Source organism: Brevibacillus sp. 1238, from assembly GCF_029892995.1.
In the GTDB taxonomy this organism is placed as follows: domain Bacteria; phylum Bacillota; class Bacilli; order Brevibacillales; family Brevibacillaceae; genus Brevibacillus; species Brevibacillus parabrevis.
This window is the reverse complement of record NZ_JARXWC010000002.1, coordinates 699,908-722,672: the sequence shown is the minus strand read 5'-3', so window position 1 is coordinate 722,672 and position 22,765 is coordinate 699,908. Positions and strand designations below refer to the sequence as shown.

The 22,765-nt window shown below is 53.6% G+C and carries 25 protein-coding genes and 1 riboswitch; of the genes, 8 read left to right on the top strand and 17 right to left on the bottom strand.

From position 1 onward, the window contains the following. Positions 1–94 precede the first annotated feature (94 nt). From M2298_RS07380 to M2298_RS07340, 9 genes are all read right to left on the bottom strand, one after another. On the bottom strand, positions 95–1,132 hold the full coding sequence (locus M2298_RS07380; RefSeq protein ID WP_122963293.1) for an ABC transporter substrate-binding protein: 1,038 nt from the start codon (positions 1,130–1,132) through the stop codon (positions 95–97). A 20-nt stretch (positions 1,133–1,152) separates the two neighbouring features. Continuing rightward, on the bottom strand, positions 1,153–1,914 hold the full coding sequence (locus M2298_RS07375; protein WP_280648387.1) for an ABC transporter permease: 762 nt from the start codon (positions 1,912–1,914) through the stop codon (positions 1,153–1,155). Continuing rightward, positions 1,911–2,693: an ABC transporter ATP-binding protein gene (locus tag M2298_RS07370; RefSeq protein ID WP_122963295.1), complete on the bottom strand. Its 783-nt coding sequence runs from the start codon at positions 2,691–2,693 to the stop codon at positions 1,911–1,913. Before M2298_RS07370 ends, M2298_RS07375 begins: the two co-directional genes overlap by 4 nt. Continuing rightward, a complete protein-coding gene (gene tenA / locus M2298_RS07365) occupies positions 2,678–3,358 on the bottom strand; it encodes a thiaminase II (protein WP_280648386.1) in 681 nt (226 codons plus the stop codon). The genes M2298_RS07370 and tenA overlap by 16 nt, the downstream gene beginning before the upstream one ends. Before the next feature lie 6 nt (positions 3,359–3,364). Then, positions 3,365–4,660 carry an acetylornithine deacetylase gene (locus M2298_RS07360; RefSeq protein ID WP_280648385.1) on the bottom strand — a complete coding sequence of 432 codons (1,296 nt, stop codon included), beginning with the start codon at positions 4,658–4,660 and terminating at the stop codon, positions 3,365–3,367. Beyond that, complete coding sequence (locus M2298_RS07355) at positions 4,653–5,423, bottom strand: thiazole synthase (RefSeq protein ID WP_122963637.1); 771 nt, start codon at positions 5,421–5,423, stop codon at positions 4,653–4,655. The genes M2298_RS07360 and M2298_RS07355 overlap by 8 nt, the downstream gene beginning before the upstream one ends. Before the next feature lie 5 nt (positions 5,424–5,428). Next, the gene (thiS, locus tag M2298_RS07350; RefSeq protein ID WP_063231021.1) at positions 5,429–5,632 is read right to left on the bottom strand and encodes a sulfur carrier protein ThiS; all 204 of its coding nucleotides are present in this window, start codon (positions 5,630–5,632) and stop codon (positions 5,429–5,431) included. A 211-nt stretch (positions 5,633–5,843) separates the two neighbouring features. Next, positions 5,844–5,954, bottom strand: a riboswitch (TPP riboswitch). A gap of 41 nt (positions 5,955–5,995) precedes the next feature. Then, on the bottom strand, positions 5,996–6,379 hold the full coding sequence (gene kapB / locus M2298_RS07345; RefSeq protein ID WP_063231022.1) for a kinase-associated lipoprotein KapB: 384 nt from the start codon (positions 6,377–6,379) through the stop codon (positions 5,996–5,998). Between the two features lie 42 nt (positions 6,380–6,421). After that, positions 6,422–7,633: an alanyl-tRNA editing protein gene (locus M2298_RS07340; protein WP_122963298.1), complete on the bottom strand. Its 1,212-nt coding sequence runs from the start codon at positions 7,631–7,633 to the stop codon at positions 6,422–6,424. A 115-nt stretch (positions 7,634–7,748) separates the two neighbouring features. On the opposite strand from M2298_RS07340, the gene M2298_RS07335 reads away from it, so the two are divergent. Further along, complete coding sequence (locus tag M2298_RS07335) at positions 7,749–8,135, top strand: DUF2203 domain-containing protein (RefSeq protein ID WP_063231024.1); 387 nt, start codon at positions 7,749–7,751, stop codon at positions 8,133–8,135. A gap of 15 nt (positions 8,136–8,150) precedes the next feature. Here M2298_RS07335 and M2298_RS07330 read toward each other — a convergent pair whose 3' ends face one another. The 3 genes from M2298_RS07330 to M2298_RS07320 all read right to left on the bottom strand — a co-directional run bounded on the left by M2298_RS07330 (position 8,151) and on the right by M2298_RS07320 (position 10,326). Continuing rightward, positions 8,151–8,378: a hypothetical protein gene (locus tag M2298_RS07330; protein WP_063231025.1), complete on the bottom strand. Its 228-nt coding sequence runs from the start codon at positions 8,376–8,378 to the stop codon at positions 8,151–8,153. Positions 8,379–8,669: 291 nt separating this feature from the next. Continuing rightward, on the bottom strand, positions 8,670–9,953 hold the full coding sequence (locus M2298_RS07325) for a glycoside hydrolase family 18 protein (protein ID WP_122963299.1): 1,284 nt from the start codon (positions 9,951–9,953) through the stop codon (positions 8,670–8,672). 64 nt (positions 9,954–10,017) lie between these two features. Further along, a complete protein-coding gene (locus M2298_RS07320; protein WP_280648384.1) occupies positions 10,018–10,326 on the bottom strand; it encodes a thioredoxin family protein in 309 nt (102 codons plus the stop codon). 189 nt (positions 10,327–10,515) lie between these two features. On the opposite strand from M2298_RS07320, the gene M2298_RS07315 reads away from it, so the two are divergent. From M2298_RS07315 to M2298_RS07295, 5 genes are all read left to right on the top strand, one after another. After that, the gene (locus M2298_RS07315) at positions 10,516–10,899 is read left to right on the top strand and encodes a DUF6979 family protein (protein WP_208715194.1); all 384 of its coding nucleotides are present in this window, start codon (positions 10,516–10,518) and stop codon (positions 10,897–10,899) included. A 360-nt stretch (positions 10,900–11,259) separates the two neighbouring features. Continuing rightward, positions 11,260–11,511 carry a signal peptidase I gene (lepB, locus tag M2298_RS07310; RefSeq protein ID WP_229049911.1) on the top strand — a complete coding sequence of 84 codons (252 nt, stop codon included), beginning with the start codon at positions 11,260–11,262 and terminating at the stop codon, positions 11,509–11,511. Between the two features lie 636 nt (positions 11,512–12,147). Further along, positions 12,148–12,939: a hypothetical protein gene (locus M2298_RS07305; protein ID WP_280648383.1), complete on the top strand. Its 792-nt coding sequence runs from the start codon at positions 12,148–12,150 to the stop codon at positions 12,937–12,939. Positions 12,940–13,089: 150 nt separating this feature from the next. Next, complete coding sequence (locus M2298_RS07300) at positions 13,090–13,296, top strand: helix-turn-helix transcriptional regulator (protein WP_122963302.1); 207 nt, start codon at positions 13,090–13,092, stop codon at positions 13,294–13,296. After that, the gene (locus M2298_RS07295; RefSeq protein WP_122963303.1) at positions 13,293–13,592 is read left to right on the top strand and encodes a hypothetical protein; all 300 of its coding nucleotides are present in this window, start codon (positions 13,293–13,295) and stop codon (positions 13,590–13,592) included. The genes M2298_RS07300 and M2298_RS07295 overlap by 4 nt, the downstream gene beginning before the upstream one ends. Positions 13,593–13,796: 204 nt before the next feature. Here the strand turns inward: M2298_RS07295 and M2298_RS07290 are convergent, their stop codons facing one another. Next, positions 13,797–14,432, bottom strand: a complete 636-nt coding sequence (locus tag M2298_RS07290) for a type 1 glutamine amidotransferase family protein (protein ID WP_274875300.1) — start codon at positions 14,430–14,432, stop codon at positions 13,797–13,799. 374 nt (positions 14,433–14,806) lie between these two features. Here M2298_RS07290 and M2298_RS07285 point away from each other — a divergent pair, with 374 nt between their 5' ends. Continuing rightward, positions 14,807–15,124 carry a hypothetical protein gene (locus M2298_RS07285; protein WP_141254150.1) on the top strand — a complete coding sequence of 106 codons (318 nt, stop codon included), beginning with the start codon at positions 14,807–14,809 and terminating at the stop codon, positions 15,122–15,124. 133 nt (positions 15,125–15,257) lie between these two features. On the opposite strand, the gene M2298_RS07280 is transcribed toward M2298_RS07285, so the two are convergent. Continuing rightward, the gene (locus M2298_RS07280; protein WP_242771496.1) at positions 15,258–16,151 is read right to left on the bottom strand and encodes an NAD(P)-dependent oxidoreductase; all 894 of its coding nucleotides are present in this window, start codon (positions 16,149–16,151) and stop codon (positions 15,258–15,260) included. 26 nt (positions 16,152–16,177) lie between these two features. Continuing rightward, positions 16,178–17,629 (bottom strand): aldehyde dehydrogenase family protein, encoded by a 1,452-nt coding sequence (locus tag M2298_RS07275; RefSeq protein ID WP_242771498.1) that lies wholly within the window; start codon positions 17,627–17,629, stop codon positions 16,178–16,180. 124 nt (positions 17,630–17,753) lie between these two features. Between M2298_RS07275 and M2298_RS07270 the strand changes: the two genes are divergently transcribed. Continuing rightward, the gene (locus M2298_RS07270; protein ID WP_280648382.1) at positions 17,754–19,886 is read left to right on the top strand and encodes a helix-turn-helix domain-containing protein; all 2,133 of its coding nucleotides are present in this window, start codon (positions 17,754–17,756) and stop codon (positions 19,884–19,886) included. Positions 19,887–19,947: 61 nt separating this feature from the next. Here M2298_RS07270 and M2298_RS07265 read toward each other — a convergent pair whose 3' ends face one another. Both M2298_RS07265 and M2298_RS07260 read right to left on the bottom strand, forming a co-directional pair. Next, positions 19,948–21,444: a long-chain-fatty-acid--CoA ligase gene (locus M2298_RS07265; protein ID WP_280648381.1), complete on the bottom strand. Its 1,497-nt coding sequence runs from the start codon at positions 21,442–21,444 to the stop codon at positions 19,948–19,950. A gap of 63 nt (positions 21,445–21,507) precedes the next feature. After that, positions 21,508–22,764: an MFS transporter gene (locus M2298_RS07260; protein ID WP_274875298.1), complete on the bottom strand. Its 1,257-nt coding sequence runs from the start codon at positions 22,762–22,764 to the stop codon at positions 21,508–21,510. Position 22,765 lies beyond the last annotated feature (1 nt).

Below are 22,765 nucleotides of genomic sequence, written 5' to 3'. Positions count from 1 at the left end.
AAAAACCCCGATCATCCAGCTTCCTGCGGGAACGAAGCATCGTTCCAGGAAGTTGGACGGTCGGGGTTTTACCGTTTCCTTCTGCGCTTATCGCTTATTTCACCAGATCACGCATGATGTCTTCCACTTTCACATCGGTCGTGATCAGCTTTTCTTGTTTCATCCAGTCGATCAGCGTCTGCCACGACTCGGCTGTCATCGCACCGAACTTTTTGTCGCCTGCGTCCATCAGCGGGATCAAAATATCGAGGCTTTTTGTCTCGATGTCTTTTTCCAGCGGGAACTCCGCGGCTTGTTTGGCGAGCAGCAAATCGAGCGCTTTTTCCTTGTTGTTTTTCACGTAGTCTTGCCCTTTGGCAATCGCGCGCAGGAAGCCTTCTACAGCCTGTTGCTTTTTGCCCAATGTGTCGTCGCTCGTAGCCAGCACAAGCTCATAGTAGTCCGGCACGCCGAAGTCGGATGGCTTGATCACGTTGACAGGCACACCGTTTTTCTCCAAAATGAGCTGCTCGTGATTGATGTAGCCGCCTACTACCGCATCGACCTTCTTCGCGGTCAAAGCCGGAACGATGTCAAAGCCAATATCGGTGAAGGACAGGCCGGAATCGTCCGCGCCAGCATGCTTGACGACTTGGCGAACGATCGACTCGTCGAGTGGAATGGACGGATAGCCGATATTTTTGCCCGCCAGCTTTTGCGGACTGTCGATCTCGCCGTCTTTGCGCGTCATGATTACATTCAATGGATGGCGAACGAGCGCCGCTACAGAAACGACGGGAATGCCTTCCGCGCGCGCCTGAATGAGCTGCGGCTGGTAGCTGATCGCCAAATCTACTTTGCCTGCTGCCGCCATTTTCAGCGGATCGTTGCTGTCAGAAGGCATTTGCAGGTTGACCTTGAGGTTTTCTTCCTTGAAAAAGCCTTGTTCCTCTGCGGCGTACAAGAAAGAGTGCACGGCGTTCGGGTACCAGTCGAGAGCTACTGTCAGTTCGGCAGGCTCTGCCGCTTTTTGTCCCGGAGTAGCTGTTTCCGGCGCAGTCGTGCCTGCTCCGGACTGATTGCCGCACGCAGCAAGCCCGGTGGCAAGCGTCAGTGCCAAAAGCGTTTTGGTCCATGTACGAATTGGTTTCATCGTTGTTCTCCCTACTTTTCTCACTTGGATGATGGTTGTTTGTTTTTCGTGTGCGGGGAAAGCTGGCGCTCGATCCGGCCGACGAGCCAGAACAGGAGCATTCCCAGGACGGACAAGAGCAGCACAGAAGCGAACAAAGCTGGCGCCTGAAAATTGCCGGACGCCCGTCTGCCGAAGTAGCCAAGCCCTTCGCTCGCCCCCAGCCATTCGCCGATGGTTGCCCCCGCGACACTGTAAGTCGCGGCTACCTTTAAGCCGCTGAAAAAATGCGGCAGGCAGGACGGCAGCTGAAGCTTCGTGAATATTTGCCAGCGGTTAGCGCCCATCGTCTTGATCAGTTGCAACATCTCTTGATCGGTGGAGCGCAGACCGTCATACGTGTTGACGACGATCGGAAAAAACGTAAACAAGATCGTCACCGCGATTTTTCCCGATAAATCGTACCCGAACCATAAAATAAATACGGGTGATAATGCTATAATTGGGATCGTTTGGGATATGACGATATACGGATAGACCAGTCGTTCGATCAGTTTGCTCATGCTCATGGCAAAAGCCAGCAGCACACCAAACACAATCGAGACGGACAGCCCGAGCAGCACTTCTTTCAAGGTCGCCCACAAGTGCACACCGAGCAGCGACTCGCGCAAATCCCAAAGCGCCACAACAACCGTGCTTGGCGGCGGCAAAATGAACGGAGGCACGGCAAATATGCGGCAAACGGCTTCCCACGCGGCGAAAAAGATCGCGATGGAGATGCCGAACCAAATTCCTCTGCTCATCTTGCCTCCCTCCCCAGCAATTGTAGCTTGGTCTGCTCAGCTCGCAGCAAGCCCCAAATTTCTTCGCGCAAAGCCAAAAAGGCTGGTTGATTCCTGCTCGTGACAGAGCGAGGACGCGGAATGGTGACATTCAACTCTACGGGTGTGCGGATCGGCTTGCCGAGCAGGACGATCACACGGTCTGCAAGCAGGATCGCTTCGTCGATGTCATGCGTAATCATCAGCATCGTGCTGCCTGTTTCCTGCCACTTGTCCATCAGCCACTCCTGCATGTCCAGGCGCGTAATTCCATCCAGCGCACTGAACGGCTCGTCGAGCAGCATGAGATCGGTACCGGACAGCAAGGCACGCAAAAAGGAGACGCGCTGCCGCATGCCGCCGGAAAGCTGGGCCGGATAGGCATCCGCCCAATCTTGAAGTCCGTACCTGGGCAGCTCCTGCCGCACCCGCTGCTGCGCTTCCTTTTTGGACATCCCTTTGATTTCCAAGGGCAACGCCGCATTTTCCACAATCGTGCGCCACGGCATGAGCAAATCGCGTTGGGGCATATAGCCTACTTGCCCCAACCGCTCGTCCATCCGTGCCTCCCCCAGCCGGATTTCTCCCTGGTCAGGCTGCAAAAGTCCTGCGATCAGCTGGAACAACGTGCTTTTTCCGATCCCGCTTGGCCCGATCATGCTGACGAACTCGCCTTTTTTCACCCGCAGATCAAAATCTTCGAGAATCGGCGTATGGCTGTACGAAAAGCGGACTTGGGAAAAAGCTAGTTGATCGCGCACGGCCACATTTCCTCTCTATAGGCCATATCCCAGAACATGTACTCCATCTTGGACGTATTGACGAAATACTCTTCCAGTCTCGCCAGCTCCTGCTCGTTTTTGCCCTCTGCCAGCTCGTTCATGATGTCGATCAGCCAGATTGCCAGCTGCCCGAACTCATCGGAGCTGTACATGCGCACCCACTCGCCATAAAGCTCGTGATCGAGCGCCCCTTCGACCTGGGCCAATCGCTTGCCGATCTCCCAATAGCTCCACGTGCACGGCAGCAGCGAGCTGACCAGTTCTGCCAGCGAGCCTTGATGCGCGACACGCAGCATGTAGCTGGTATAGCCGAGCATGACAAAAGACGGCTCTGTCGCTTCCAGCTCTTCGCGGGAAATTCCGAAGCGCGCTGCGTATTGGCGGTGCAGCTCCATTTCCGTGTTCAGCGTCGACTCCTGCAAAGCGGCGAAGCGCGCGCTTGTTTCCAGATCGTATGCTTTCACGCTTGCGAGCGCAAACATTTTGGCGTAGTCGATCAGGTAGATGTAGTCTTGCTTCATGTAAAATTTGAATGCGTCCACTGGCAATGTCCCGTCACCAAGTCCGGTAACAAACGGATGCTGGTGAACCTGCTCCCAGATCGGAGCCACACTGCGCAACAAACGGTCTGTAAAAGTCGCCATGCTTCCTCACTCCTTTGCTTCCTTCGGCGTATTGCACCAACTGGCGATGAAGCGGGCCATGATCTGGGCAAACTGGACGAGCTGGTCAGGATCGATCGATTCGTCTACGGCGTGCGCATGCTTCAGTTCGCCTGGCCCGAACAGGACAGCGGGGATTCCGGCATGGGCGAACCAGCCAGCGTCCGTGACCGTTGAAGACATGTCCACGACGGGTGCCGCGTGCAGCTCGCGCTCATAAGCCGCTTGCAGCTGGGCGAGTGCCGGATGATTGGCGTCCAGCTCCAGGGAAGGGAAAATTTCTCCCCGCTCCTCGATCATGGAGCGACCGCCCCAGCGAAACACGGGTGGATGTTCCCGCAGCCACACATCGGCCGCCGCCGCTCTTCTAATATGATCCTCGATCTCGCCAATCATTTGCTCATATGATTCGTTCGGATAAAAGTGAACCGTAATCCACAAGGCGCAACGGTCGGCGATAAAGGCCGCGTGTCGGCCTCCTTCGATGACGGCCGGGTTGATGGTGTTGCTGCCGGCAGGAAAACCGGGATACGCTTTCATCACAGCCCAGTCGCGCTCCAGCTCTTGCAGAGCCGAGATTACCTTCATCATTTTCTCAATCGCAGAAGCTCCGCGCACTCGTCCTCCGGCATGGATCGTCTGTGCCCGCATGCCGTCGTGCAGCGTAGTCGGGCTTTCAATCGTAATCCAGCCAGTGATGACGCCGCCCTGCCCTTGCATATGCAAGTTGCTCGTGTCGACGACGACTGCGTAGTCAGCCTGGTAGCCGCGTTCAATGGCAACGAGCGTCCCCGCCTCTCCGGCTTCCTCTCCGATCACGGATTGGAACAGCAGATCGCCTGCCAGCTCGACGCCATGCTCGCGAAGCATTTGGATGGCAAACAAACTCGCAGCGAGCCCGCCCTTCATGTCCGCGACCCCGCGTCCGTACAAGCGACCGTCTGCGCCGAGCGTCAGCGAAAAGGGCGGATACGTCCAGCCCGTTTCGTCTCCAACCTCGGCCACATCGATATGCCCATTGACAATCAGGCTGTTTGCCCGCGCCGAATCGCTGCCGGGAAGACGACCTACCACGTTGTCGTCGCCGGGGTAAACCTGGAAGCGATCCACCGCAAAGCCCATGGCTGCAAGCTCGCTTGCGATGACGGATTGCGCCTCGTCGCTGTTTCGCGCGGGCGGACTGACGGTCGGCTGGGAAACGAGCTTTGCCAACAGGGCGAACAGCTCGTCCTTGCGATTGGCGATCGACTCTACCGCTTCTGTCAGACGATCCACGCTACTCAATCATCCCTTCCACTGGGCTGCTCGCTTGCGCGTAACGTTTTTTCGGGATGCGTCCTGCCAAAAAGCCTTTGCGTCCCGCTTCCACGCCCAGCTTCATCGCTTCTGCCATCAAAACCGGATTGTCCGCGAGAGCAACAGCCGTATTCAACAAGACACCGTCTGCGCCCAGCTCCATTGCTTTCGCGCAATCTGCCGGAGAACCGATTCCCGCATCGACGATGATCGGCACTTTGGCGTCCTCGATGATGAAGCGCAAGTTGTTTTCGTTGACGATTCCCTGGCCGGAACCGATCGGCGACGCTCCTGGCATGACGGCATGAACGCCTACATCCTGCAAGCGCTTGGCGAGAATCGGATCGTCGTTCGTGTAAGTCAACACGATGAAGCCTTCCTCGACCAAAATTTTCGACGCTTCCAATGTGCCGATCGGATCAGGCAGCAATGTTTTCGGGTCACCGATGACCTCTACCTTGATCATGTCGCACAAGCCGGACGCTTTCGCCAGGCGGGCGATGCGCACCGCTTCCTCGGCTGTATAGGCTCCTGCTGTATTTGGCAGCAGGGTGAATTTTTTCAGATCGAGCTGTTCCAAAAAGTTCGGTTCTTGCGGATTTTCCAAATTCAGTCGGCGAATGGCAAACGTCAAAATTTCCGCTTCCGACACTTCCACCGCTTTCCCTTGCGTTTCCAAGTCTGCGAATTTTCCAGTTCCGAGCAACAAACGGGAGCGAAACTCGTAAGGTCCAATTTTCAAAGTATCCATGATGATCATCCTCCTCCGACAAAATGAACGATTTCGATGCGGTCTCCATCGGCAATCGGCGTTTGTTCATACAGGGAGCGGTCGATAATTTCTCCGTTGCGCTCCACGACCACGATTTTCTCTTGCAGGGAATACGAAGCGAGCAAAGCGCGAACCGTATTGATTTCGGCCGAAAGCTCTGCTGTTTTTCCATTCAGCACAACAACCATTGTATTCCTCCTTCTTGGTGGCACTTGCCGAGGGACAAAAAACGGCTTCCCTCGCCTGCCGGAAGTCACTCCAGTCAAACGGTGGAAGCCGTATACGTATCCAAACGGACAGATGGAATAAAAAAACCATCCGCCGTGGGATGGTTGAGTTGATCTCATCAACTGGTGCGCATCCTCTGCGAAAAATCTCGCAAACGACCGCCCTAGTGAAATCGATTCATATACCTCTTCCTCCGCTGGCATGACCCAGGTCAGGTTCAACGGTCAGTAACACACTCGTTACAATCTCAGCCAACGACGCTCGGCCCCCGTTTGGTAGTAAACCTATGCAATTGTCTTACGTTCGAGTATTACAGTACCACTCTATTTCGGGTTTGTAAAGGTTTCCTTGTGCATTGCTTCCAGTTCCGTCAGGCAGCGCTGTGCCCAAGCCGCCATTTTTCTCAGCTTGTCCATCTCGCTCTCCATGGCGATGCGCACAGATTCTTTGTACTCGGGCACCTCGCCGTTGTAACGCATCACTGCCGACACCGGGGCCATGAATTTTTCCAGATAAGAAAGCGCTGGACGCTGGTGGAACAGCGGCACGTCTACTTCATAGGAAGTGTGCAGATCGCCCTGTTGCGGGTATTTCGTCACTGCCAGCACTTTGACCAAAAGTTTTGTATCGTGAATTTCCAGCACTTCGGCGATGTATTCTCCTGTCCGCTGTTTGACGCGGACTTTGTCTCCGGGATTCCAGAACATGATAGACTCCTCCTTGCATTGTCGTTATGGTTGCGCGTCGTATTAAGCCAGCAGCTGGGCAAGCAGCTTGCGCGCGTGGGCAATTACTTCGTCAGCATGCGGCTCGGACTGTCCGCCGCCTTGGGCCATCGCCGGGTTGCCGCCGCCTTTTCCGGCAATCAATGGCAAGGTGTCTTTGATCAGCTGATTCACGGCGACATTGACTTCTTGCCCGCGTGCAAACACAAGCTGGGTTTTGTCGTCTGTTGCAGCCGCGAGCAGGCAGACGGCATCTGGAGCTTCCGCGACCATCAACTGGGCAAACTGCTGCAATTGCTGGATTGATTTGTCCGGGAACACACGGGCGATCACGCGCGCGCCACCCTCCCGCTCAGCCGTGGCGAGCTGTTTTCGCACCTCGACCTCAAGCAATTGTTTTTCCACTTCGGCGAGCTTGGCTTTTAGCGAATCGCGCTCGGACAAAACACGCTCCGCCTGGACGATCAGCTCGGCCTCGCTCGTGACGAGCAGCTTGGCCAGTTCGCGGACAGTCGCCTGCTTGCGCGTGTAATCCCGCAAAGCGCGCAAACCGCAAATAAATTCCAGGCGGATGTTCCCGCGATGGCGCTCCCAGCCGAGAATTTTGATGGCGCCCACCTCACCCGTGCGCGCTGGATGGGTTCCCCCGCATGGATTGTAGTCGTATTCGGGGATGATGACGACCCGGACGTTTTCTGTCACGGTCGGCTGCTTTTTCAACGGCAAGCTGGCAAGCTCCTCGTCGTCCACAAAACGGGCGATGATCGGATGATTTTCCAGCACAACCTGATTGGCTCGCTGCTCGACAGCTTCCCATACATCAGCCGTCAGCTCATCCAGTCGCACGTCGATGGTCACGCGCTCTTTTCCCAAGTGAAACGCAACCGTCTCCGCCTGGGCGACTTCCAGAAACGCAGCGGACAAAATGTGCTGCCCGGCATGCTGCTGCATGTGATCAAAGCGGCGATCCCAGTCGATTTGTCCCGTTACTTCCGTGCACTCTTCCGGAAGGGGCACTTCCAGCCGATGGCGCACTTCGCCGTCTACTTCCTCCACATCCACGACCCGGCATTCGTTCAAGCTGCCGAGATCGGAGGGCTGTCCGCCTCCCGTCGGGTAAAAAGCCGTCTGGCTCAACACGACATATGGCGTGCCATCTGCTTCCTGACCGCGCTTTTGTACGTGTGCCGCAAACGTTCTCGTATACGCATCCTGGTAATAAAGTCTGTCTTCCATGTTTGCTCCTTGCCGCCGGAAGGAAAAGACAACTGCTTTTTTCGCATTCCGGCCGTTTTCTCCCGCCAGGGGTTCTTAGTATACTGGTACCATACAGATCGAGGAGGGGTTATCCTTGAACAAAAAAATGTTTACGCTTGCAGAAGCAAACGAATTGTTGCCATATGTACGCGAAGAGCTATCTTTTTTGCAAAAATCGAAGCGCTCTTTCTATGAACTGTATCAAAAACGCGAGCAGCTCAAAAAACAGCAGCCCCTCGATGAAGGGGCGATCTTTTCCCTGGAATGCCAGCTTGAGTTTCTCGAATTGGAAGCGAAAATGCACGTCACCCAATTAATCTCCAAAGGAATCCAGGTCAAAGACATCGATATCGGTCTGTTTGACTTTCCAGCGATGATCGACGGAGAGGAAGTGCTGCTGTGCTGGCGCGAAGGCGAGGAATCGATCACGCACTACCACGGCTTGCACGATGGCTTCATGGGCCGCAAGCCGATCGTGTAACGGCCACCTTTTCCTTTAGCCAAACAGCCGATCCATCTGCTGTTCGCGGACGAGCCGTTCCTCGGGGCTTGCCAAGTCGTATTTTTTCAACAGGTGAAACAGCTCGTTCAAACGCTCCTGGTCAAGCTCGCCTGCAAGCATGCTCTGAAATTGTCCGACCCGCTGTTCCGACAAATAGGGGGCTTGCTCGGCGAGCTTTTTCTGCACATCCTCTTTGCTGTGATCCAGTTTGCATTCTCCCATGGTTTCTCTCCTTTTCCGGTATTTACTCCCATCATACCACGATCATCCCCTTTCGAAAACGTATCCGCGCCGCCACAAGTGCCAGCTGGCGCATGTCCTGTGCCGCTGCGTCTGAGCGCATCTGCCCCCGGCTGCCCTGCATCTCGTTTTGTCAATAAAAAGGGGCTGTCCCAAAAGCCGATTTCCGACTGAGAGACGCCCTTTTTGTCTTTCAAAAACGTGGATACATCCACGGTTTCGATTGTTTGTTTGACGTTAGCTAGTCTGCGCTTTTGGGACAGCCGCTTTCACCTACGCCCGCTTGCGGACACGGAAGTTGCTTTCGATCAGGAGCCAGTTCTGCGGAAACGGCAAGCCAAGCTTCCAGTAGCTGACTCCGCGCAGCCCCAGTTGTTTGACGAGATCAAATTTGGCCTGGATAGATCGGGCATCCTCGAACCAAACCTCATGCTGCCTGCCTTCTTCATCCATATAAGTGAAAAACGGGGCTTGCGCGCGGTAGTCGTAGCGAATGACGGCGTTTTGCTGCGCCGCCAGCGCGATGGCAGCCTGCGGACTTAACGCTTTTGCCGTCGTCCCTTGCTGGAAAGGCAGCGTCCAGTCGTAGCCGTACAAATTTTGTCCCATTAAAATCTTCTCCGCCGGCATTTCCGTTATGGCGTACTGGAGAACCCGCCGCACCGGGCCAATCGGAGACACGGCCATCGGCGGTCCGCCGCTGTAGCCCCATTCGTACGTCATGATCACGACGAAATCGGCAATTTCCCCAATCGCCCGATAGTCGTGCGCACTATACCATCTGCCCTGCTGCTCTGCACTCGTCTTTGGCGCCAAAGCGACGGAAACCATCATCCCCTGAGCATGTGCGCGATCGCGTGCGCGGCGCAAAAACCGGATGTACGCCTCCCGATCCTGGGCCGGAAGCGCCTCCATGTCAAAGTGGATGTCTCCCATACCCAGCTCGCGCGCGGTGGCAAAAATGTTGTCCAGCAGCTTGTTTTGCAGCTCCTGGTTATTCAAAACAAGACTGCCCAGTTCCGTGCTGAACTGCCCGCCCTCCAGGTTCGTGACGACGAGCATCAAGACGACCTGGTTTTCTTTGGCAATAGCCGGGAAATCGTTCAACGTCGGACGGGCCAGCGTGCCATCCCGTTTGATCCGAAAGCTGAACGGCGCCAAATAGGTCAAATGCGGTGCCGCGGTGCGCACATCGGCTTCCAAGGCTGGCGGCACTGTCTGGCGCGGCTCCACATACGCATTGAAATCGGCCGCTCGGCGCGGGCGGGGTGGAATGTACAGGCGTTGCCCGATTTGCAGCGGGCGGTATTGCGATATCCCGTTAACGCGGGCCAGCTCGGCGGCACTGATCTGATAACGCTGCCCGATCGTGTACAAGGTGTCTCCCTGCCTGACCCAGTAGTAACTGCCAACAATCGGAATCACCATCGCCTGTCCCACGACAAGCTTGCCTGGATCGGGCAGCTCATTTGCTTTCGCAATCGCCTCGGCAGTCGTCCCGTACGTCGAGGCAATCCCGGTCAGTGTCTGTCCTTCTTCCACTACATGGATTTGCATGAGCCTCCCCCTTCGCAAAATGTCTCTCTTTCTTTTATTCAAGGCGAAGGGGATAGGTGTTTGTCTAGACGAGTGTTTTCAGCACATCGTACAAATAGCCGACAGAGTGCAAGGCATAATGCCTGCTTTCGACCGACCCGCCACGAAACACAAACAATGCGGGAACGCTGGTAATTTGCAACTGCTCCGCCAATGCCGGAGCCAGATTAATATTGAGCTGGTACAACGGAAGCTCGGGCCGCGCTGCGCTGATGACGGAAAGCATCCGCTCCGCCAGCTTGCAAGTGCCGCACATCGGTGTGTAAACAAACAGCGCCAAGACCGCTTTTTCCTGGCACAAACGGGCGAGCGTGCTTGTGTCTATGTCTTGCATGGTGCGGGAGTCTCCTTTTTTCTCGGATTCTTTATGCTAGGCAGGTCGCGGCTTTTTTGTCAATGGATGGGGGGAGGAAAGCTCATATCTATTATTCTGCGAGAAGGATTGATCGTGGTTCGTTTCTTGCTTACAATGTCCGTAATGAAGCAGCTCATCCTAGCTGTTAGTAAAGACGGGAGGTTTTTTATGATGGGAAAATACGGAGATACAGCACTTATGACCATGAAGCTGGTTGAATCCCAAGAAGCCAGTAGTCCACTGGAAGCTTGGGAGAGAGCGTCTATCCATATGTTTGGAGCAGGTACAGCTAGTCAGAAAAAGGGTTGCCCGAAAAGTGCATTTTTCGGACTTTGTGAAGAGGGATTCGTTCGTGGCATTGAGCCTGGAAGTTACACAACCTCAGTGGACAACAAAGCTTACGCCCTTCAAGCAGTTGAATGGCTAAAGAAAAACCCTTCTCTTTCACCAAAACCAACCCAGTTGTGGAAAGCGCTTCACATTCCGAAAAGCCACAACAATCAGATGGATGTTGTCCTCTCGCTGTGGAATCATGGCTATATCGATCGCTAGAAAAACGCGCGCCTCTTCTTCCTATGATCAAGAGAATCCCCCTCTCCTTGCAAAAGAAAAAGCACCCCGTCAGGTGCCATTTATCTGTTCCGCAATTTGCTCACGATAATCGGGATCGCGATTAGGGTAATAACGATCGGAAAAGAAACGTCACCGATTGCCGAGATGAGTTCCACTTGGTTCAAGCTCACTGCTTCCATGATTTCCCTCCTCTTTCCTCTATTAGACTTCCTATCCGGAGCAAAGTTGCGTAATCAGCATGATTCTGTCCATCGCCGTTCTTGCCCAAAACCTGGGGTAAGGTACTTTTGGGGCATCTCATCTATAAGTATGATGGAGGAAAAACATAAGGTGGCTCTCATGAAAAGCATCACTCTTTTCTTATCGCTTTTCCTGCTGGTTGATGAGCCGTATTTGTCATCGGGCAAAAAGACTGTCCACGAAGACAACATCCCGTTTACAGATGATTTTGGCCCGATCACGATTCCAAACGATGCCGCCTTTGTGATGGGAGATAATCGCTTGAACAGCTATGACAGCCGCTCTGTTGGACCTGTACCCATTGCACAAGTGATCGGGAAAGCAGCCAAAAAACTCGCAGAAAAGCGCTGATTTCAGGCATTGGTTCATTGGGCTTATATGCCTCTTTGAAAAAATAAATGGAATTAACATAATTTTTTTACATAAATTGGTGACTTTTTCCCTCTCTTTTACGACTTTTTAGTAGAGTGCTTGTTTCACTCTTCTATTCCTGTCAAAAGGAGGTGATCTTTGTGAAAAAGGTTGTTGCGATGATTTTTACCGCTGTGATGATCATGTCGATTTGCGGCAGTGCTCTCGCTTACCAGGGAACTGGATATTTGCCGCTGCTTCGATAGAAATGCCACCCGGGTGCTGAAAAAGCACCCTTTCTTTTTGGGAGATTTGACATGCGATTGCGATTATTTACCCGCTATATGGAAAAATGTGTAATATGCGTCTGAATCGGCGTCTCTTCCTGGCAAAATCATTTTGACATAATGAATATTATGTAAACAAAAACTTTACTGTATGCCTTCTCTCTCTTCCCCCGATTCCTCTACCGCGCGATATCCAGATGATGGTATTGTGCTACAAGTAAGCATACATTCGCTTTTCAAATTTTCATCGCAGAATTGACAAAAGGGAGAGAGCCTACTGAAATTCAGATTGCTATTTTTCCTGCCATTGCTCGTTTTACTACCCGCCACCTTCGTTGGTGCTTTGGCGATGAGCGTGCATGAAGTCCCGCCCTCGATATGGCTGCAAAATATAGTCGTATTCATCATTGGCGGGAGCGTATCCGCACTCATCCTTGCCAGAAACAGACACCCCCATGCAAATCGATCGCGGAACATTATCCTCACGATCGCAGTGCTCTTTCTTTTCCTGCTGCTAACCTTCTGGGACAGCGGCATCGACAATGTGCACCGCTGGATTGCGCTCGGTCCTTTGCGTTTTCATGTGGCCAGCATCGTCATCCCCTTTTTCATTATGCAATTATGGCGACTATTGAAAGCCGAAAACTGGTGGTTTTCCTTTCTGCTGACGGCAGCAACGTCCTTGCTGTTGTTTTTGCAACCAGATGCCTCGCAACTTACTGCCTTCACTGTCTCCATGGCTATTCTTTTATGGAGTCGAGCAGATCGAAGCATCCTTCGTTTTGTCGTTGTGGGCCTGCTCTTTATTTTCGCAGTTATATCGCGGATCAATCTCGATCGCTTATTGCCTGTTCCCTATGTCGAAAAAATTTTGTACCTGGTTGTTGACATGGGAATGGTTTGGCTGCTTGTCGAAGTCCTTTCCATTTTCGCACTGATTGCCCCTTTTCTGTTGCTGCATTCTGCGCATGCCAAAATCGTTTCCATCGCGCTCGGCGTGCATTTTGCTGTGCTTTTCCTGACAGCGCTTTTCGGCAATTTTCCTGTACCGATCATCGGATACGGCGTCTCGCCAATGATTGGGTATATCATCGCCTTGACATCGATCATACGCGCAAGAAATGACCTGCCTTGCTCATAGCGCAGGTCATTTTTTTGCTAAAAAGCATCGAGCAGTCAAGCAAGCTGACGTTTGGGTGCAAAGCCGCTCCCACTCCATGTAAAGCTAACTTGACACACCACCACCTGTAAAGTACACTTTACGTAAAGTTAGCTTTACAGGTGGTGTATGATGAAAAATCGCGTTCGTGAAAGACGTCTGGAGCAAGGCTGGTCACAAGATGCGTTATCGGAAAAGGTGGGTGTTTCACGACAAACGATCATTTCTTTGGAAAATGGAAAATACAACGCTTCCTTGATCCTCGCGCATAAGCTGGCACAAGTATTCGGCTGCATCATTGAAGAGCTGTTTATTTTTGAAGGAGATGAGAATATATGATCGATACCTATTTCGGTTTGTTCGGTTTGCTTGGCGGGCTGATCATCGGCTTATCCGGTCTATATTGGGGCAACAAACTGGCCGGGAAAAGGCGTGGATTGGACGAACGCCACCACCTGATCCGCACGAAGGCAAAATCGTCCTCGTGGATCATCACGCTGGCAGCCGTCTACGTTCTGTTTGCCGTTGCCATTTTGAATCCGGGCGTCTCGCTTGCTTTTGTCCTCGCGATGATCATACTGGTGCAGTTAGGCAGCTGGTGCTGCTTCATCTTTTATTACCAGACGAAATATTGAACAGGCGAACACTTGGGCATTGCCTATCCGCGACAAAACCCGCCGCTTGAACAAGAGGGACGGGTTTTGTTCTGAGAAGCGCCCCATATACAAGGCAGAGAACGTCTCGACTTTTTTCATAAAAGCGGGGGTTAGCGCCTGTAATCAGCACTTTTCCCCCGAAAAAGGGAACCACGCTCATGGCTGCTTCCATTTTTGCTTAATCTATCCCTCCTGCTCCTGCATCGTCTCCATCATCGTATAAAAATAGCGGCCATCGCCAGTCTGGAAGTAGCGATACCACGCCTCCAACGTGTCCTTTTTAAACAGATCGAGCAGCGCAATCACTTCCCGCGCCAATAGCAGACTGCCAGCAGCGCTGGTCGTGATCAGATTGCCGTCTACGACGATCTGCTCGTCCTGATAAAAGGCAGCGCCTTTGTATGTCGGACAAAACATCGTCAAATAATCCAAGCTGTTGCTCGTATGCTTACGCTTATCCAATAAACCGGCATTGGCAAGGGCGGCCGTCGCTCCACATATCGCTGCCACATTGCCGCCTGCGTCCAGCAGTTGTTTTGCTGTCTCGACGATCGGGGCATGCTCGGGATCATTCCAACGGTCTGCTCCCGGCAAGAGCAAGATCGCGGCGGTTTTAAGCGTGATCTCATCGACCGTCACATCCGGTACAACCGTCATGCCGCCCTTTGTCGTGATCGGACGTTTGGAAGCCCCGACCGTTTTGACAAGAAGACGGCTCCCCCTGTTTTTAAAATATTGACCCGAGTTCAACTCGGCAATTACCAAGCCAAGCTCCCAATCTGCCATCGTATCCAGCACGTAAACGTAAGCGTACTTCATATGATCCTCCCGGGGTTTCTCTGATTTCTCCACTGATAAGGGCGTCGAATCCTTGTCTATACCGAATTGTAAACGTCCAATGTTGACAACAGCATGTCAATGATCTCTCACGTCTGCCCCCATTTTTTTATTGAGCTTGTCGGCTATATCCATATCAATCGGAGAAATGCAAAAAAGAGGAGGAAATCCCGTCAATCTATAACTTTAGTTAGGCCTTCAAAAACATAAAAATTGGTACAATCGAATAGCCCGTTGTACATTTTCTCTCTTTTACTGTTGATGGAACGCCGTGTGCGATGAAAGTCGCCCGCACGGTGTAGGCTCGAACGAACACCCTCACCCACAGAAGGGGATAAGTCGGGAATAGCTATCAAGTGATTATGAGACCTGCTCAAATTTTGGAACCTGCTGGACTTTCGATTAGCCAATCTCCAGTCATCATCAAATGCGGTGATTATACGTACTGGTCGTATACACCTTCGACGAATGACCTTGTACTGGTTGTCGTCGCCTTTGATTCCAACAATCAGGAAGTCAAACGCTGGGAAGTTCCAGGTTATCGGTATACGCTCGACATTGGGATCGACAACCAAAATCGAACCGTAGTCTTCTACATGTGGCAAAAAGCTCCCAACTATCCAAACGGCTCCTATCCTGTTTCTTTGACATGGGATGAGCTGCGGATTAACTAACTTGCCTTCAACGCCCCTCGGGATCACCCGGGGGTATTTTCTTATCTGAATAGGCGTACTGCTTTCATCCGGTGCCATTCCAGCAAAAAAGCCGACGCCCCTCCAACGGGAACATCGGCTTTTGCCAAAACCTTTATCTGGCGATCGTCGTACCAGCCAGCTCTTCCGTCACCGTGCACACAGCGGAAGAATCCCAGCTGCCTTTCCCTTGCGCCTTGGCTGCTTCATACATTTGCGCCACGGTGCCGCCGACGAGGACGGGAACGTGTTGCTCGCGAGCCGCAGCCGCGTACAGTTGCAAGTCTTTGTGCATATGATCGAGCGAAAAGATCGCATTTTCGTACGTGCCATACAAAATATTCGGGCCAAACACAGACAGCACGCGATTGTGGGCGGAGCCTTTCTCGATGACGGCGGCAAGCTTGTGCGGGTCCACTCCTGCTTTTGCCCCTACACTGAATGCTTCGCCAAGAGCGGCCGTGATGACAGCGACGACAGAGTTGTGACACAGCTTGGCTACCTGACCGGAACCGGACTCTCCGAGGTAAAAAATTTCTTTGCCGATTCCTTGCAAGTACGGCATGATCTCAGGCAGCTTGCTTTCATCTCCCCCGACCATGATCGTCAAGGTCCCTGCTGCCGAGCCTGCTGGCCCGCCGCTAACCGGGCAATCAAAGTAGGAAATGCCCCGCTCAAGCCCGGCCTGATTCAACCGTTTGGCCGTCGCCGGATCGATCGTGCTCGTGTCAAAGACGAAGCTGCCTGGGCGAAGCTCGGCAAAAAGTCCGGCCTGTCCCAGCATGACCTCCTCCACGACAGAGGGACCAGGCAGCGAGGCGAAAACAGCTTTTGCCACGCTCCCTATCGCTTGCACGCTGTCTACGACAACGGCCCCTTTTTCCGCAGCCCACTCTTTTGCCGCCGGACTTGGATCATACGCGTACACTTGATAGCCTTTTTGCAACAGGCTGCCGATCATCCCTTTGCCCATTGCGCCGATGCCAATGACTCCAATCGTCGCTTCCATCTCTCTTCCCCCTATCTATCCAGAACTTATGGCCGGATGTAAACCGTCTTCGTTTCGACATAGAAATCGAGCGCGGATTCGCCCTGCTCTCTCGGCCCCAGGCCGGAGATTTTTTTGCCGCCAAACGGAAATTGCGATTCAAAATGGGTAGACGGCATATTGACGTGCGTCACGCCTGACTGGATTCCTTTTACAAACTGGAACGCTTTTTGCAGATCGTTGGTAAAGATCGTGGAAGACAAGCCGAACTCCACCTGGTTCGCGATTTCCATGGCGTGATCGAACGAGTCGACGTCAATGACCGCGATCACGGGCGCGAAAATCTCTTCTTTGGCAATCGTCATCTCCTGCGTGATTCCGGTAAAGACGGTTGGAGCGACGAAGTAACCGTTCGCCAAATCTCCGTCTGTCAGCCGCTGGCCGCCGCATTCCAGCACGCCGCCTTCCTCGATGCCTTTTTGAACATAATGCAAATACAGGTTGAGCTGATGCTCGTCCACGACCGGGCCGTTATGGCTTTCCGGATCGAAGCCATTGCCAACTTTCAGGCTGCGTGCGCGCTCCACCAGCTTGCGCTTCACTTCCTCCGCCACTTCCGGTACGACCAGGACGCGGCTTGTTCCCGTGCACCGCTGTCCGTTGTCAAAAAAGCCGCTGGTCACGATGCAATCGATGGCAAGGTCAATATCTGCATCCGCCAAAATGATTGCCGGGTTTTTCCCGCCCATTTCCGCCTGAATTTTGCCGCCGCGGGCACCGACCGCTTTTCCTAACGCCAAACCGACCTCCGACGATCCCGTAAACGAAATCCCTTTGATCAGCGGATGATTGGACAGCTCGTCCCCGATTACCGAGCCAGGACCAGTCACCAGATTGACAACGCCTTTTGGCACGCCGCTTTCAATCAGGAGTTCCGTCAGCTTGACGCTGATCAAGGAGGTGTTGCTGGCAGGCTTGAAGACGACTGTGTTGCCCGCGAGAATAGCCGGAACGATTTTCCACAGGCCGATTCCGAGCGGGAAGTTCCACGGCGCGATAATCGCGAAGACGCCAATCGGCTCGCGCACCGTGTAGCCCAGCACACGCTCATCAAACGAAGGGACGGTTTGCCCCGTCAAACGAGTGGCTTCTCCTGTCAACTGCTTCATGGAGGCAATCGTCTTGAGCACCTCGCCCCGCGCTTCCCGCAATGTTTTTCCTACTTCGCTTGTAATGATCGCAGCCAGTTCTTCTCTCTGCTCTTCCAGCAGGCGAATGAGCGTAAACAGAAACTCTCCGCGCACCGGAGCCGATTTTTTGGTCCAGTCAGGAAAAGCTTGTGCTGCCGCTTCGATGGCAGACCGCGCATCCAGTCCATCGGATTTTTGAAAATAGCCGAGCACCTCGCTCGTATTGGCAGGGTTCGTGCTAGGAAATACTTGTCCGGTATGGCTATCCACCCATTCACCGTTGATGTAGTTCTTGTACGTTGTCGTCATGTATGACTCCCACCTTCCGTCTTCGATAACCATATTGTATAAATTCAAAATTGTTTATACAATGTAGACACACACACAAATAAAATGAATTTTATATACATTTCTCTACATGGAAGGTGTCCACATGCATACTCTTTCCTACTTGAACGAAAAGTTGAGTGCGTGGCTTGCCATTGCGCCTGCGTCGATCTGGGTTCGCCTCCCGCGCGACCGCCAATTTCGGCTGGCCTATACAGTGACGCCGTCAGCTGCCGTCGCTTTCGGGACCTTGCTGACCGCTCCCGCCACGCTCCCGGCTCATGAGCAAGAGCGCTACCGATATGAAAAAATCGAGGACAAACATTTGCTGCGGTTCTTTTTCGCTGAGGAAGGACAAGCGCTCATCTGGTTGGACTCCCCCTCGGAAGCGGCCTCCACGTTGACGGAAGATCAATGGGAGCTATTGTGGCTCGGGTTGAAACTGCATCTCGCAGAAGAAGCGATTGCGAGCAAAAACGCCGAATGGAGCAAACTTTTGGCAGGCATCCGCTCGATTTCCGGTACGCTTGATACCGAAGCGATCATTCGCGACATCATCGGCAATGCCCTGTCCGTCATCCCTGCCGCTGACGCCGGACTGCTGCATTTGTACGATCCTGCCATCGACCGCCTCGTGCCGAAAGCGACCGTCGGCTTTCACGACACGCTGTTCAAAGACTTTCGCCTGAAAATCGGCGAGTCGATCGCCGGGAAAGTCTTTTTGGACGGACAACCCCGCCTGTATCGCTCCCATCCCGAGACGACGCAAGCGATGAGAGACATTTCCGCGGACAATTTTCACTCGTTGAACCACGCGAAAGACTTGCAAAATTTGAACGGGCTTTTATGTGTGCCGATCTCGATTGCCGAAAAGCGAATTGGCGTGCTCGTCCTGCACCAATTTCACCAAGACAACGAGTTTACCGACTACGACCTCGCCCTGTTGCAAGGCTTCGCCGATCAAACCTCTGTCGCGCTGCAAAATGCCGAGCTGTACGCCGAGACGAAGCAGGCTTATGAAAACATGGCCACGCTCAGCGCCCAACTGCAAGCCCGGCATGATGATCTGATCAAGCGCAACAAAATTCACGAATCGATCAAGCAAATGTCCCTGCAAAACAAAGACGCGGCCACAATTGTGAAGGCACTGTCGCGCATGACCGCCAAGCCCATTCAGTTCGTAGACTGGCTGGAAGAGGGCCACGAAACTTTTGCCCAGCTCCCCTACTTCAACCGCGACGAGCTGCACACTTTGCTGGCTGGACGTCGCCACCCGCTTTTTGTCCACTTGTATTCCGCAGGGCGTGCGGACAGCGAATACTGTTACCTGTATCCGCTGATCAACGGCAGCGTGCTGCTCGGCTGCCTGATCATCCCTTCCGCCAAAACAGGCTTGTCGGAGCTGGCGAGAATGACGATTGAGCAAGGGCGGTCCGTGCTCACTCTCGATTTGGTGAAAAAGCAGTCGATCAGCTCTGTCTTGTACAAACGTGCCCACGACCTTTTCCAGGAAGTAATCGGCAGCAAAGGCAACGACCTGTTGGAACGCGCCCGCACACTCGGACTGGTGCCGCACGCCCACTACCTCGTGGTCTACGCTCATCTGAGTCACTGCCACGATCTCGCTCTGCTCGAAGCCAACATCCATCGGCTAGTGAACCGCTGGAAGCGCGATTTTGCCCCTGCGCAAGTGCTGACCTACGGCTTTCACAATCACGTCACACTCCTGCTGCAAATGAATGGAACAGAGGAGCGAAAAGCATTGAGCGAGCAACTGCAAACAGCCGTGGAGGAATGGGAGCGGGCCCAGGAAGCGTCCTTGTCGATTGGGGTGGGCAGCATGATCGAAGGCGTCGAGCATCTGGGCAAAAGCTTTGAGGAAGCGAGAAAAGCGGCGCACTACTTGTCGGCACGAAATCGCAGCGGTGTCATCCATTACACCGACCTGGGCGTCAATCGCCTGATGCTCAACCAAAGCCAGGCTGACATTGACGCTTTTGTCGCCGACGTGTTTGCTCCCTTTTGGGCTGAGCCACAAAAATATCAGGAGTGGGAGCACACGCTTGTGACGTATATCAAATGCAGCCAGTCGCCGCAGCAAACCGCCCGCGAGCTGCACATCCACGTCAACACGCTCTACCAGCGGCTGAAAAAAGTGGAGGAACTGCTGGAAATCGACCTGCACCGTCCCGAAGACTTGCTCAAGGTCCAGCTCGCCTGCCATCTCCGTTACGAATAGCTTTTTCGCGCAAAGAAAAACCAGACTCACTTCGACGTGGGTCTGGTTTTTTCGTATCGTTTTACTTGCGCAAGGAACGGCGCAAAATTTTGCCTGTGGTGTTTTTCGGAAGCTCCGGCACGATTTCCACCTGGCGCGGCACCTTGTATTTCGCCAGCTTATCCTGGCAAAAGGCGACGATGTCTTCCTGCGAAACCGCCACTTCTTTTAGCGCGACAAAAGCTTTGACCGCTTCCCCGTGCACCTCGTCGGGAACTCCGATGACCGCCGCCTCGATCACGGCAGGGTGCTGGTACAGCACTTCCTCCACTTCACGCGGATAGACGTTGTAGCCATCGACGAGAATCATGTCCTTTTTGCGGTCGACGATGTAGACATACCCCTCCTCGTCCATCCGCGCCATATCTCCTGTGTACAGCCAGCCGTCCTTGAGCGCGGCCTTCGTATCTTCCGGCAGCCCCAGGTAGCCGAGCATGACATTCGGCCCTTGCACAGCCAGCTCGCCTACCTCGCCCCGCGGCAATTCGTTGCCTTCCGGGTCGACGACCTTGTTCAAAACATGCGGCAAGTTTATCCCGACCGAACCGGGCTTTCTCGTGCCGCGCAGCGGGTTGAAGGCTGTTGCCGGAGCCGCTTCGGACAGCCCGTAGCCTTCCAGTACCTTCACTTCGTACTTGGCCTCGAATTTGTGCAGCAGCTCGACAGGCATCGATGCGCCACCCGAGCAGCAGAGACGGATCGAAGCGAAATCTTCCTTCGTCGCATGCGGCAGTTGCAGCATGTAATTGTACATCGTCGGCACCCCGGCAAAGCAGGTCGCCTGTTGCTCGCGGATCGTATTGACCACTTCGACAGGGTGGAAACGCGGAATGATGATCATCGCCGCTCCGTAGCGAATCGGACCGTTCAGGCACACCGTCATGCAAAAGACGTGGAACATCGGCAATACCGCGACTACCCGATCTTCCGGGATCAGCTCGAACAAAATTCCCATCGCCTCTGCGTTGGAGGCCATGTTGCGGTGGGACAGCATTGCCCCTTTTGGCTGCCCGGTCGTACCGGACGTGTACAAAATGACCGCCAAATCGTCTTCGTTTCGCTCCGGCTCCACAAAGCTGCCGTCTCCCGCTTGTGCTACCTGCGCCAACGTCAGCTCGTCGCCTGTCGCTTCGTTGTAGATGAGATGTGTCAAATGCTCCAGTTGTTCCTTCAGGGGTGTCAGGACAGGTTCGAGCGCAGCGAGGGCAATGACCGCTTTTGTCTGGCTGTTGGCGAGAATGAAGCTGATTTCTCGCGGCGTGTAGATCGGGTTCATCGGGACAACGGCCGCACCCACGCGCAAAATCGCGTAGTAAGCGCTTACAAAATCGGGTCGATTGTCCATGATCAGCGCTACAGCGTCTCCCTTGCCAATCCCGAGCTTGGACAAGCCTTGCGCCAGCTCATCGACCCGGCGGTTCAGCTCCTGGAAGGTAGTCGTCTCCCCCAAAAATATGTAGGCCGGATGGTCTGGCAAATTTTGCGCGCTTTGCAGCAAATTTTCGTTCAAATGATACATCGCTCATCTACCCCCTTTTCAGAAAATTTTAACACCTGAGACGAGCATGATAAAGCTTTTCTTTTAGGAAATCGTGGGGATTTGCGCTGCTGTCGCTGTCTTGTTTTCTTCCCGTTTGGCAAAGAGCAGGAACAGCACGCCGCAACCGACAAACAACAAGGCATTTACGATCATCGCCTGGCCAAAACCGATGCCCACATTGGGCGCTGCTTGCACAATCGAGCCTGTGACGAGCGGAGAAATGATTCCGGCGAGCGTAACGAGGCTGGAGAGCGTGCCCACCAGCAAACCTGTGCGCTCCGGCAACATGCTGCTGACGATGACAGAGGCAGCCGTCCCTACGGAAAAGGCAAACCCTTTTCCCAAGCAAAGCGCGATCAACACGAGCGGCAAAGACTGTACCAGCGTCACGGCGTAGAAGCAAATTCCGCCCAGGATGATGGACGCTCCTCCCACCAGCACGTACGATTTGCGATAACTCCGATGTTTTTTGTACAGACGATCGCCTGTCCAGGAGATCAAGATCGTCATCAATCCGGCCAAAAGTCCCATGCCAGCAATCGCGTAAGCCATTTGTTGACTCGTCAGATGAATCACTTGCACCAGGTAGACAGGTTCCCACACAGCGGCAAAGGTTGTGCCCCACATTTGCGCGAAATAAATCAAAAAGCTGAACAAAAAGGTGGATGACAGAAAAACTTTGGATAAGTCCGACCATTTTGCCTTGGGCAGTGCTTGCACAGTCTTCGCCGCCTCGATGCTGACTTGCGGCCTGTCTTTGCCGACCCACAGCCAGATCAAAAGCCAGATCAGGCTGAGCGCACCCATAAACGCCCAGGCAAACCGCCATCCGTTGCTGTCAATGAGCGAAACGATGAGCGGTGCCGAAGCGACTGCCCCTACAAAAGCGCCGAAGTTGACCGTGGAGTAAACAAGCCCGCGCTTTTCTTCGGGAAACCATTTGTTCAAGTGGCTGACGACTGTCGCCCAAAATGGTCCTTCGCCAATTCCGAGCAACACCCTGGCGATTACAAGCATCGGCAATCCGGCAATGGCGTAGGCGCCAAACTGGATAACCGTCCAGGACAAGGCCATGATGGCGAGCATCTTTTTCGTCCCGATCCGGTCGGACAACGCCGCTCCCAAAATACCAGCGATCGAGAAAAACCAGAAGAAACTGCTACCGACAAGTCCCCATTCTTTCTGGGACAAAGAAAATTCCGCCATAATAGGAACAGCCGAATAACCCGCAATCGTTTTATCGGCGTAGTTAATCATGTACAGCACGAACAGCATGATCATGGTGATTCTCGCCATCATC

Bases quoted from the DNA above. Each gene is read 5' to 3' on its own strand.
- lepB (WP_229049911.1), top strand. From the start codon at position 11,260: ATGAAAAGCATCACTCTTTTCTTATCGCTTTTCCTGCTGGTTGATGAG.
- M2298_RS07265 (WP_280648381.1), bottom strand. From the start codon at position 21,444: ATGTATCATTTGAACGAAAATTTGCTGCAAAGCGCGCAAAATTTGCCA.
- M2298_RS07330 (WP_063231025.1), bottom strand. From the start codon at position 8,378: ATGGGAGAATGCAAACTGGATCACAGCAAAGAGGATGTGCAGAAAAAG.
- M2298_RS07295 (WP_122963303.1), top strand. From the start codon at position 13,293: ATGATCGATACCTATTTCGGTTTGTTCGGTTTGCTTGGCGGGCTGATC.
- M2298_RS07275 (WP_242771498.1), bottom strand. From the start codon at position 17,629: ATGACGACAACGTACAAGAACTACATCAACGGTGAATGGGTGGATAGC.
- thiS (WP_063231021.1), bottom strand. From the start codon at position 5,632: ATGGTTGTTGTGCTGAATGGAAAAACAGCAGAGCTTTCGGCCGAAATC.
- M2298_RS07305 (WP_280648383.1), top strand. From the start codon at position 12,148: ATGAGCGTGCATGAAGTCCCGCCCTCGATATGGCTGCAAAATATAGTC.
- M2298_RS07270 (WP_280648382.1), top strand. From the start codon at position 17,754: ATGCATACTCTTTCCTACTTGAACGAAAAGTTGAGTGCGTGGCTTGCC.
- M2298_RS07340 (WP_122963298.1), bottom strand. From the start codon at position 7,633: ATGGAAGACAGACTTTATTACCAGGATGCGTATACGAGAACGTTTGCG.
- kapB (WP_063231022.1), bottom strand. From the start codon at position 6,379: ATGTTCTGGAATCCCGGAGACAAAGTCCGCGTCAAACAGCGGACAGGA.
- M2298_RS07325 (WP_122963299.1), bottom strand. From the start codon at position 9,953: ATGCAAATCCATGTAGTGGAAGAAGGACAGACACTGACCGGGATTGCC.
- M2298_RS07315 (WP_208715194.1), top strand. From the start codon at position 10,516: ATGATGGGAAAATACGGAGATACAGCACTTATGACCATGAAGCTGGTT.
- M2298_RS07300 (WP_122963302.1), top strand. From the start codon at position 13,090: ATGAAAAATCGCGTTCGTGAAAGACGTCTGGAGCAAGGCTGGTCACAA.
- M2298_RS07280 (WP_242771496.1), bottom strand. From the start codon at position 16,151: ATGGAAGCGACGATTGGAGTCATTGGCATCGGCGCAATGGGCAAAGGG.
- M2298_RS07375 (WP_280648387.1), bottom strand. From the start codon at position 1,914: ATGAGCAGAGGAATTTGGTTCGGCATCTCCATCGCGATCTTTTTCGCC.
- M2298_RS07320 (WP_280648384.1), bottom strand. From the start codon at position 10,326: ATGCAAGACATAGACACAAGCACGCTCGCCCGTTTGTGCCAGGAAAAA.
- tenA (WP_280648386.1), bottom strand. From the start codon at position 3,358: ATGGCGACTTTTACAGACCGTTTGTTGCGCAGTGTGGCTCCGATCTGG.
- M2298_RS07290 (WP_274875300.1), bottom strand. From the start codon at position 14,432: ATGAAGTACGCTTACGTTTACGTGCTGGATACGATGGCAGATTGGGAG.
- M2298_RS07355 (WP_122963637.1), bottom strand. From the start codon at position 5,423: ATGGATACTTTGAAAATTGGACCTTACGAGTTTCGCTCCCGTTTGTTG.
- M2298_RS07380 (WP_122963293.1), bottom strand. From the start codon at position 1,132: ATGAAACCAATTCGTACATGGACCAAAACGCTTTTGGCACTGACGCTT.
- M2298_RS07260 (WP_274875298.1), bottom strand. From the start codon at position 22,764: ATGATGGCGAGAATCACCATGATCATGCTGTTCGTGCTGTACATGATT.